The sequence below is a fragment of the Methanococcoides seepicolus genome (assembly GCF_023684405.1).
GTDB classification, from domain to species: domain Archaea; phylum Halobacteriota; class Methanosarcinia; order Methanosarcinales; family Methanosarcinaceae; genus Methanococcoides; species Methanococcoides seepicolus.
In genome coordinates this window covers 1-6,502 of record NZ_JAGSOI010000092.1, presented here as the reverse complement: position 1 = coordinate 6,502, position 6,502 = coordinate 1, and the positions used below count along the sequence as shown (strand labels likewise).

The 6,502-nt window shown below is 44.7% G+C and carries 9 protein-coding genes; 5 read left to right on the top strand and 4 right to left on the bottom strand.

From position 1 onward, the window contains the following. The coding region (locus tag KDK67_RS13270) for a radical SAM protein (protein WP_250869316.1) at positions 1-1,506 on the top strand (1,506 nt) is incomplete at its 5' end. Positions 1,507-1,554: 48 nt separating this feature from the next. Here KDK67_RS13270 and KDK67_RS13265 read toward each other — a convergent pair. From KDK67_RS13265 to KDK67_RS13250, 4 genes are all read right to left on the bottom strand, one after another. Then, positions 1,555-2,589 (bottom strand): lysylphosphatidylglycerol synthase transmembrane domain-containing protein, encoded by a 1,035-nt coding sequence (locus KDK67_RS13265; protein ID WP_250869314.1) that lies wholly within the window; start codon positions 2,587-2,589, stop codon positions 1,555-1,557. A gap of 21 nt (positions 2,590-2,610) precedes the next feature. Then, positions 2,611-3,771: a nucleotidyltransferase family protein gene (locus KDK67_RS13260; protein WP_250869312.1), complete on the bottom strand. Its 1,161-nt coding sequence runs from the start codon at positions 3,769-3,771 to the stop codon at positions 2,611-2,613. Between the two features lie 62 nt (positions 3,772-3,833). Continuing rightward, the gene (locus KDK67_RS13255; RefSeq protein ID WP_250869311.1) at positions 3,834-4,214 is read right to left on the bottom strand and encodes a PolC-type DNA polymerase III family protein; all 381 of its coding nucleotides are present in this window, start codon (positions 4,212-4,214) and stop codon (positions 3,834-3,836) included. A gap of 8 nt (positions 4,215-4,222) precedes the next feature. After that, on the bottom strand, positions 4,223-4,765 hold the full coding sequence (locus KDK67_RS13250) for an FKBP-type peptidyl-prolyl cis-trans isomerase (protein WP_250869309.1): 543 nt from the start codon (positions 4,763-4,765) through the stop codon (positions 4,223-4,225). 188 nt (positions 4,766-4,953) lie between these two features. Here KDK67_RS13250 and KDK67_RS14385 point away from each other — a divergent pair, with 188 nt between their 5' ends. The 4 genes from KDK67_RS14385 to KDK67_RS13230 all read left to right on the top strand — a co-directional run bounded on the left by KDK67_RS14385 (position 4,954) and on the right by KDK67_RS13230 (position 6,429). Further along, on the top strand, positions 4,954-5,469 hold the full coding sequence (locus KDK67_RS14385; RefSeq protein ID WP_276575165.1) for a hypothetical protein: 516 nt from the start codon (positions 4,954-4,956) through the stop codon (positions 5,467-5,469). A gap of 139 nt (positions 5,470-5,608) precedes the next feature. Continuing rightward, entirely contained in the window at positions 5,609-5,866 is a 258-nt protein-coding gene (locus tag KDK67_RS13240; protein ID WP_250869307.1) for a hypothetical protein, read from the top strand. Positions 5,867-5,903: 37 nt separating this feature from the next. After that, positions 5,904-6,116 carry a hypothetical protein gene (locus KDK67_RS13235; RefSeq protein ID WP_250869306.1) on the top strand — a complete coding sequence of 71 codons (213 nt, stop codon included), beginning with the start codon at positions 5,904-5,906 and terminating at the stop codon, positions 6,114-6,116. Between the two features lie 19 nt (positions 6,117-6,135). Further along, a complete protein-coding gene (locus tag KDK67_RS13230; RefSeq protein WP_250869304.1) occupies positions 6,136-6,429 on the top strand; it encodes an ArsR/SmtB family transcription factor in 294 nt (97 codons plus the stop codon). Positions 6,430-6,502: the final 73 nt, after the last annotated feature.

Here is a 6,502-nt window from a genome sequence, read left to right as displayed (position 1 = left end):
GATATTGTGGTAATATTGTCCGGTATGACGGTTCCCGGTAAATACCTCCGTTCCTCACCGATAACTCCCGGTGAGATCGAGAACCTCTGCACCCTTGCTTCAGGTATCAAGGTCCTAGGTGGTCCCATCCGTCTTGGTTTCAGTAAAGAAGGTGGCAAAGGTGCAAAAGAGCTTGGAATAGATGCCGAGGATACTATTCTCGCAAAAAGTGATATCGAAGCTTTTGTCTATGACCTTTTCGAAAATGGTAAACTCTGTGATCCTGAAGATATTTCCCACAGGATGAGGACCGTGGATGAGATCGGCAGATGGTCTAAGCTCGGTGCTTTCATAATAGCTCAACATCCCGATTATCCTCACGTTATGTGTGAAATGGAAACCTATCGCGGATGTGGTCGCAAGGTACACTGTTCCTTCTGCACTGAACGGTTCTACGGTCATTCTGATCACCGTCCTGTGGCAGATGTGATCGCTGAAGTATCTTCACTTTATGATCTCGGTGCAAGGAACTTCCGTATTGGGAGGCAGCCGGACCTATTGAGTTATCATGCTAAGGATATAGGTGCTGATGTTCTTCAGCCGAGCCCGGACGTTCTGGAAACCCTTTACAGTGGTATCCGAAAGGTCGCACCTGAACTGAAAGTTCTGCACATGGATAACACGAACCCTGCAACGATGGTCGCCTATCCGGAACAGAGCCTCGAGATATTGAAGACCATCGTGAAATATCATACCTCTGGCGATATCGCAGCATTGGGCATAGAAAGTGCGGACCCTGCCGTTGTTCGTGCGAATGACCTCAAAATACACCCAGATGATGTGTTCGATGTCATTGAGATGATAAACGATGTTGGTTCGGCAAGAGGTAGCAGTGGTTTGCCGGAGTTGCTCCCGGGATTGAACTTTGTTCATGGTCTGCCCGGGGAGTCCAAGAAGACATTTGAGCTGAACTATGATCTTCTTAAGGATGTACTGGATTCCGGGCTTCTTGTAAGAAGGATAAATATTAGACAGGTCATGGCATTTCCGGGAACGAAAGTGTATGGGGACGATGACCTTGTTTACAAGCACAAAAAACTGTTTCTCAAATACAAAGAAAAGATCCGAAAGGAGATCGACCTGCCGATGTTAAGGAAGATCGTGCCGATAGGAACTGTGCTCAAGGATGTCATGTGTGAGCTCCATGATGAAAGGTCAAAGCATGACCTCACATTTGGCAGACAGTTCGGTTCATACCCTCTCCTTGTGGGATTCCCTCTCGATCTTCCTCTGGGTGCATTCGTCGATGCTGCTATTGTGGGACATGGGCAGCGTTCTGTAAAAGCGATACCTTTTCCACTGGATGTAAATTCCACTCCTTTGCAGGTGATCAAGGAAATTCCCGGGCTAAATGCTATGGATGTATCTAAGATCATAAGTGGTGTGCCTTATGCGAATATGGATGAACTTGTTCAAAAAGTGGCTCTTCCAGAAAATATACTTGAATACCTATCTGTAAATCCCTGAATCCTCATTCGGGGATGTCCATTTATCATTGTTCATTTCCGGATATGTTCATTTTTTGATGGATTCATTAATGATATCTGCATCTTTGAGTACCTTGATGCTGATAAACCCTCCAACAATGATATTCATGTAATATGTGAGTGCTCTCCATGTGAGCACTGTTATACCTATCAGTGAGGGGGTCGCGATAACAATGGAAAAGAGCGAGCTGGCACCAAATTCAGCAACACCGCTTGCTCCGGGGGTTGCAGGTATTATCATAAGGCATGTAAGAAGTATCTGTGCCATGAACGAAAGTAAGATCTCCGGAGGCTGTCCGAGCCCTGCAAGTATCACCGGCAGTATGGAGTAAAGTGTTCCTCTGTAAACGATAGTGCATATAGTTCCATAATAGAGTCCTTTCCTTCCCTCTTTGGTGAAATACCTTATACTATATTGGAAATGGTCCATCTCTACGTCTACCTTTTTCAGAACGTTTGCAAGAGCTTCATCTGTCTTCCTGCCATGGAAGCGTTTTGTCCTGTTTACAAAAAAGTGAATTGTGGACCTTGTCTTGTTCGGTTTCCATATTGCATAGGTCAGCATTCCCAGTATTATGAAAATGAAAAGTTCACCTGCTATCAATAGCATATCGAAGTTCCCTTCGGGGAAAAACCCTCTTAAAATGTAAAGGGCAAATGGTGCAATAAGAAGGATAAGAAATGCATCCGTCAGCCTTTCTCCCACTACGACAGCAGTGGCCTTTCCGATGGGGATCGCATTTTTGGAAAGCAGGTGTATCCTCAACGCTTCTCCACCGGCGGAAGAGGGGGTAACAGCTGCGACAAGAAGGCTGGATATTGCTATCTCGATCGTTTTCAAGGCCTTTATGTCATGTCCCAGTGACTGGCACATGAATTTCGTCCGCAATCCCCATACCACGTATGAGAACAACTGAAGGGCTATTGCAGCAACAATAGCCTCTTTCTTGATGTTCAGAACCGCATCAATGGTCGTAGTATCTACTGTGAATACCAGCAGAAGAACTATCGATATAAAGCTGATAACAAGCGAAACAGATAGCCACTTGAAGATCCGATTCATGGTTCTGGTAACTTCTAAATTTTAGTCGAATTCTGGATTAATTATGGTCTCCTTGATCCTTGAACCTGCTTTGATGGTCACCTCGGGCCATATCTTCACATCAGAGTGAATCGTCGCATCATCACGTATAATAACACGTGGTCCGATCACAGTCCCGTTCTCAAGGTTACAATTTTGTCCGACAATGGTATCGTTGTCGATTATGGATCCGGATGCATTTGTATTGCTTCCAATGGTCACATCGTTGAATATGTATGAAGATAATATCCTGCAATTGTCCTTAATGACGCAATTGGACCCGATGGCAGTATAAGGTCCGATAAGCACGTTGTCTCCGATGGTAGTGTTCTCTCCTATCACGATAGGTCCCACAAGTGCGGAATTCGTACCGACAATAACGTTGTTCCCGATCTTCAGGGGGCCTTGTATTCGTGCGTCCTTTGTATTGAAATTACCTTCAATAGATGTTCCAGGAAGGGATTCGAGCATCCATCTCTGTGCCTGCCTGTATGCCGTGGAGCTTCCTACATCTGTCCATTGGCCACGTAACAGCATCCCATTGATGTTCTCTCCTTTGCTCATCAATGCCGGGAACAGGTCCTTTGCAAAATCATATTGTTCATCTTCGGGTATCCAGTCGAATATTTCCGGAGAACACATGTATATGCCTGTACTCGCAAGATTACTGAATATCTCTCCTGGTCCGGGTTTCTCTAAAAAGCGGTGTATCCTGTTATTGACGTCCATATCAGCGATGCCGAATTCACGGGGGTCATCGATCGACATAAGTCCGATGGTTATCATGGCATCGTTCATTTCATGCTGGCGGTATATAGTGCGCAGACTAAGGTCCATTACGTGGTCTCCGCCCACTATCATGAACGGCTCATCTTTAAGGAACTCTTCCGCATTCTTCACTCCACCGGCGGTGCCGAGCCTCTTTTCCTCATATACATATTCGATATGAACTCCGAACATCCGACCGTCTCCAAGGTCTTCTTCTATTATATCTGCCATGTAGCCAATGGTGATGACTATCTCTGTGAATCCCTCCTTTGCGAGGTGTTCTATCAGATGCACTACAGATGGTTTGTTCAGAATAGGTATGCTTGGCTTAGGTCTTTCGAAGGTAAGTGGGCGAAGTCGTGTGCCTTCCCCGCCACACATGATACATGCTTTCATGCCCTCTAAGATGCTGTTTTTCTTTATTACTGTTACTATATTGAACAAAGGGTATGAAAGTGTCAGAGCTTTTCAATATCCTTCTTGTCCTTAACAATAATCTCAAGTTCACCTTCGTATTCGTCAAGGATCCCTGCAATATGCACCATGTCATTGACAGCCAGTTCCTTGTCGATATCTTTGGCACCTTTGTTATTCGGAACGAATACGGTGATCATCTCACCTTCGTGATCGACCTTCAGAATAAGATGGTCTCCGGAATAGGTCATCTTCTTATTGAGGACAGGTCCTTCAACAAAGACCTTTTCGCCGAGAGTGGTTGAATCTGACAATGGTTCAATATTGCCGCTCAACTCTCCTGGGATGTATATAAAATAAGCTACTGCCAGCGATAGTATAGCCATCGCCAGCAGGATCGCAATTATTTTCTCTTCTTTTTCCATATTAATGTTCAGTCCTGGCCAATGGAGACCAATGTGATCTTGAATGTCAGGGTCTCTCCGGCAAGGTGGTGGTTGTAGTCAACATATGCGTTGGTCTCATCCATTCTAACAATGGTGACCTGACCATACTGTGTGAAGAGGGGCATACCGACCTCTGGTTCAATGCCCATTTCTTTGAGCTGGGTTCTTGGGACCGGCTGGACAAGTTCCTCATCGTATTCTCCATAGGCTTCTGCTGCCGGGATGGTGACCGTTTTTTCTTCACCGACCGTCATGCCGACAACTCCTGCATCGAACCCGGCGATCATCTGTCCTGCACCGACCGTGAATTCAAGTGGTTCGTATCCTCTTGCAGGATTGTGTTGTCCTGCTTCCTTTGCGACATCTTCAAGGGATGTATCAAAGATAGTTCCGTCTTCAAGCTGACCGACGTAGTTGACCGATATTAGATCTCCTTCTTGTACCATGGTATTTTCCTGATCCCCGTTGCTTGCACACCCGCTCACAAGGAGCATGCCTGTAATTATTAGGAGTAATAGTGCTTTTCTCATTGGAATCAACAGTTCTAATCTTATTATGTGTGATAAGCGTTTTGATTACTGTGAATATTTCAAAACCACACTCTGTCGGCCGCTTCACATGTGTGACTCAATATGTTTATATACAGGTGCGTACATGTGTAGCATATAGGATACACATATGGCGTGTGTCTTACATTACTACTATGAAGGTGATCAATATGAGTAAAACAACAACAATGCTTTTGATAGGCGCTCTATTTATTGCAGGCGCCGGAATGCTTGCCACAGCAGGTGAAGTTCAGGCTGCTTATGGATATGGCGGATGCCCTGGTTACGGAGGCGGGTATGGTGCAGCTTACGATGGTGATGGTCAGGCCGTCGGTTACTCTGAGGTAGTGGTAACCGGTGTGGATGATGCACTAAATATTGCAAAGACCTACATCGATCCTGATGTGAGGGAAGAGGACATCTACGCAATGGGTAGATGGTGGGTCGTACAGTATGTAGACGATGGAGGCACTATTGCGCAGAGCTACATCGATGCATTCACCGGAGATGTTGTCGATCTTACCGACCAGTCTTACACTTATGCTCCAAGGGTATATGGCAGGATGCATGGTTATGGGCAGGGTATGATGAATGGCTATGGTCAAGGCTATGGTATGATGCGTGGCTATGGACAAGACTATGGACAAGGCTATGGAATGGGTAACGGTGGAATGTACCGTTACTAATAATTTTTCGATATGATCGAATTATGTGGGTTTCCTGTCGTTTATTGATCAGTACCACCACAACCACCTTTGGCAGGAAATCTGCTGATATCATTTTGTCTTTATCAATATCTGTATTTTAAAAAAGGAGCTGAGAAATATGATGGGATATGGTCTGTATGGGGGATATGGTGGAATAGGAGGTTTTGGTATGATATTCATGTTAATTCTGTTTGTAGTTATCATTTGGTTCGTGCTGTTTCTCTTTAGGAACGGGTCCACATCATTCTGCCACAATGGAAATGGTGTGCATAACAATGGTGTAAACAATAACGATGATCCTCGTCTATCGAGGATCGAACAACAGGTTGAGAGCAATCGTGAAACTCTGGGCAAGATATTGAAGAAGCTGGAGTAAACGCTAATATAAAAACAGTGACATACTATCGATTACTATGATGCACTATTACGATACTTTCAATGCTTTCGATTTCCTTCTGGAGATCATCCTCATACTTGTGGTTGTAGGTGCAGCTATCGTTTTCCTTAGCCGCTCAGGGTTAGTGGGCTCACAGAACAGCAATGAACGGCTTGTGAGTATGGAAAAGGATGTTGCTGACATCAAGAAGACTGTAGAGGAGATCAAGGATAAGCTGGAAGAGATCTAAAACAGCACCCGGTCGAACTATGGAACGGACAATTGAGCAAGTGGTGTCAATAGGGGAAGCTATTTCCCATCCATTACGCCTTAAGCTATTGTGTATGCTTTCTGAGCGTGAATGGTATGTCTATGAGCTTGCCAAAGAACTGGGCGTTTCGCGTCAGGTTCTCTATCTTCACTTGAAACGTCTTGAAAAAGCTGGTTTTGTTGAAAGTGATCTTCGACTTGAGGATGATGATATGAGGGCAAAGAAGTTCTTCAGTTTGAAAGAGTTCAATGTTTCATTGGGCATAAATGACCTTAGGTCATTCTTCGAATGATCTTGCTAAGAGCGCTGTAACTGGATAGTTTTCTCAGATAGCTTTCTTTAATTCTTTCTCTTTACTTCCTTTT

Coding starts and splice junctions, on each gene's coding strand:
- KDK67_RS13265 (WP_250869314.1), bottom strand. CDS start 2,589: ATGAATCGGATCTTCAAGTGGCTATCTGTTTCGCTTGTTATCAGCTTT.
- KDK67_RS13260 (WP_250869312.1), bottom strand. CDS start 3,771: ATGAAAGCATGTATCATGTGTGGCGGGGAAGGCACACGACTTCGCCCA.
- KDK67_RS13255 (WP_250869311.1), bottom strand. CDS start 4,214: ATGGAAAAAGAAGAGAAAATAATTGCGATCCTGCTGGCGATGGCTATA.
- KDK67_RS13250 (WP_250869309.1), bottom strand. CDS start 4,765: ATGAGAAAAGCACTATTACTCCTAATAATTACAGGCATGCTCCTTGTG.
- KDK67_RS14385 (WP_276575165.1), top strand. CDS start 4,954: ATGAGTAAAACAACAACAATGCTTTTGATAGGCGCTCTATTTATTGCA.
- KDK67_RS13240 (WP_250869307.1), top strand. CDS start 5,609: ATGATGGGATATGGTCTGTATGGGGGATATGGTGGAATAGGAGGTTTT.
- KDK67_RS13235 (WP_250869306.1), top strand. CDS start 5,904: ATGATGCACTATTACGATACTTTCAATGCTTTCGATTTCCTTCTGGAG.
- KDK67_RS13230 (WP_250869304.1), top strand. CDS start 6,136: ATGGAACGGACAATTGAGCAAGTGGTGTCAATAGGGGAAGCTATTTCC.